The organism is Streptomyces sp. GC420 (genome assembly GCF_009916105.1).
Lineage (GTDB): Bacteria > Actinomycetota > Actinomycetes > Streptomycetales > Streptomycetaceae > Streptomyces.
Window position 1 is genome coordinate 1 of record NZ_JAAAXQ010000668.1, and the last position, 2,302, is coordinate 2,302.

Consider the following 2,302-nt stretch of genomic DNA (forward strand, 5'->3'; position numbering starts at 1 on the left):
GACGCTACCTGAGTGACCGTCACCCGGCTGCCGGTTTACCGGTTCACCTCATCGCCGACGCCGCTCCCCCACGTTCCCGCCCGGCCGGGACCCGGCCGACTCCGGCCCGCCCGTTCCCGGCCCGCTCGTTCCCGACCCGCCGGGTGGCCTTCAGCGCGCCCGACGGCCGCACCCGGCGGCCGGACGGCTCACCTCGGCCGGGTCAGATGTTTGAACGCGTCGAGGTTGCGCGTCGGCTCGCCCCGGGACACCCGCCACTCGTACTCCCGGCGGATGGCCGTCGCGAAGCCCAGCTCCAGCAGGGTGTTGAAGCTGCCGTCCGCCGCCTCCAGGACCGAGCCGAGGACCCGGTCGAGCTCGTCGGGCGTGACCGCCGCGAGCGGCAGCTTGCCCGCGAGGTAGATGTCGCCGAGGGTGTCGATGGCGTACGCCACCCCGTAGAGCCGCAGGTTGCGCTCCAGCAGCCAGCGGTGGACGCCCTCGTGGTTCTCGTCGGGGCGGCGGATCACGAAGGCGTTGACCGACAGGGAGTGCTTGCCGAGGAGCAGCGAGACCGTGGTGGAGAGCTTGCGGGTGCCGGGGAGTCTCACGACGTAACTGCCGGGCTCGGGACTCTCCCACTCGACCTCGGCGTCGTCGAGTGTCCGCTCGATGATCTCGCTCGCGTCAGCCATGGTGCGAGCGTAGACGACGGCGGTGGTCCTGGATCGCGGCCGTGTAGACGTCGGCCGTCGCGGCCGCGGCGGTGTCCCACCCGAAGGACCCGGCGTGCCGGGCGGCTGCGACGCCCATCCGCGCGGCGAGGGAGGGCTCGTCGACGAAGCGGCGCAGGGCGCGGGCGTAGTGAACCGGGTCGTGTCCCTCGATCAGCATCCCGGAGACGCCGTCGCGCACGGCGACCGGCAGACCGCCGACCGCCGCCGCCACGACAGGGGTGCCTGCCGCCTGCGCCTCGATGGCGACGAGACCGAAGGACTCGCTGTACGAGGGCATGACGAGCACCGAAGCGGCGCGGAACCAGTCGGCCAGCTGGTCCTGGCCCATGGGGCGGTGGAAGCGGACGACGTCGGCGATACCGAGCCGCGCGGCCAGTTTCTGCAGGCCCTCGGGCTCGGCGAGGCCACTGCCGCTGGGCCCGCCGACGACGGGGACGACGACGCGCTCGCGCAGGCGCGGGTCCTCCTCCAGCAGGACGGCAACCGCCCTGAGCAGGACGTCGGGCGCCTTGAGGGGCTGTATGCGGCCCGCGAAGAGGGGGATCAGGGCGTCCTGCGGCAGACCGAGGCGGGCGCGGGCGGCGGCGGTGCCGTCCGCCGGGCGGAACCGGTCGAGGTTGACGCCGGGGTGGACGACGGCGACCGCGGAAGGGTCGGCCTCGTAGTGCCGTACGAGTTCGTCGGCCTCCTCGTCCGTGTTGGCGATCAGCCGGTCGGCGGCCCGTACGATCTGCTGCTCACCGATGACGCGGGCGGCCGGCTCGGGGGTGTCCCCCTCGGCCAGCGCCGCGTTCTTCACCTTCGCCATCGTGTGCATGGCGTGGACCAGCGGCACGCCCCACCGTTCCGCCGCCAGCCAGCCGACCTGGCCGGACAGCCAGTAGTGGGAGTGCACCAGGTCGTAGTGGCCCGGGCGGTTCCCGGCCCAGGCCTGCGTCACCCCGTGGGTGAACGCGCACAGCTGGGCGGGCAGGTCCTCCTTGGCAAGACCCTCGTAGGGGCCGGCGTCCACATGGCGTACCAGCACGCCCGGCGCGAGTTCCACGGCGGGCGGCAGCGCTCCCGTCGTGGCGCGGGTGAAGATCTCCACCTCGATGTTGATCTCGGCAAGGCGCCTGGCGAGTTCCACGATGTAGACGTTCATGCCGCCCGCGTCGCCGGTCCCCGGCTGGTGCAGCGGCGAGGTGTGGACGCTGAGCATCGCGATCCTGCGGGGCCTGCGCTGGCCGCCGGGGAACCGCAGCCGCGGCGGCGCGGCTGCTGCGGCTGCTGTCCGCCCGCCGCCGAGTCGGGCCCCCAGCCGGGAGACGTACTGGCTCACCAGGCGGTCCTCCTCATCGCGTACGGCTCTGATGCTTCTGCTGTTCTGACGGGCGGCGGCCCGCCCCTCAGAACTGCCGAACAGCAAGAACCTGTCCTACCATTTCCTCTTTGCCAAGTCTTTGCCTCTTCTTCTCAACCATCGCCCGCGCGCACCCGTTCAGGCACGGGTGCCCGGCCCGTCCGCCATGGACGCGGCGGTCCGCCATGGACGCGGCCGTCTGCCATGGACTCGACCATCTGGCGTCGATGCGCCCGCCTACCAT

At 72.5% G+C, this 2,302-nt stretch carries 2 protein-coding genes; both read right to left on the reverse strand.

Annotated features, from left to right (window positions below):
• Nucleotides 1-188 precede the first annotated feature (188 nt).
• Nucleotides 189-674, reverse strand: a complete 486-nt coding sequence (locus GUY61_RS37620; protein ID WP_166634775.1) for a YbjN domain-containing protein — start codon at nucleotides 672-674, stop codon at nucleotides 189-191.
• Nucleotides 667-2,037: a D-inositol-3-phosphate glycosyltransferase gene (gene mshA / locus GUY61_RS37625; protein WP_313897034.1), complete on the reverse strand. Its 1,371-nt coding sequence runs from the start codon at nucleotides 2,035-2,037 to the stop codon at nucleotides 667-669. Before mshA ends, GUY61_RS37620 begins: the two co-directional genes overlap by 8 nt.
• Between the last annotated feature and the right edge of the window lie 265 nt (nucleotides 2,038-2,302).